The following is a 347-nucleotide window of genomic DNA, read 5'->3' as shown; positions in this document are numbered from 1 at the left end:
CCATCGCGTCGATGTCCATCCTCTCCAGCTCCCGGACATAAGCGCCGTATCGAGCCTGCCCGGACCGCAGCACCTCGCTGAAGATTTCTTCCTTCGAGGCAAAATAATGATAGACGGTGCCGACGCTGACTCCCGCCTCTGCCGCGATATGCTGGATGCTCGTCAGTTGAAAACCGTGAATGGCCATCACCTTCAGCGCGCTATCGAGCAATTGCTGTTTTTTGCGCTCGCGCAGCTGCTTGTCCTTCTCTACATTGCGTGGTGACATTGCTCCGCTCTCCTCTCGTCGTGAACGCCCAGTTTACCCGAATCGACAGCCAGGACGATACGAGCGCCCGCAGCTTGGC

At 57.9% G+C, this 347-nt stretch carries 1 protein-coding gene; it reads right to left on the bottom strand.

All coding sequences use genetic code 11. From position 1 onward, the window contains the following. On the bottom strand, nt 1-268 hold a 268-nt coding region (locus PA598K_RS35130; RefSeq protein WP_148092060.1), incomplete at its 3' end, for a TetR/AcrR family transcriptional regulator. Between the last annotated feature and the right edge of the window lie 79 nt (nt 269-347).

It is taken from the genome of Paenibacillus sp. 598K (assembly GCF_003851045.1).
Taxonomy (GTDB): domain Bacteria; phylum Bacillota; class Bacilli; order Paenibacillales; family Paenibacillaceae; genus Paenibacillus_D.
Note: the sequence above shows the minus strand (reverse complement) of the source record. Positions and strands in the feature narration are given on the sequence as shown.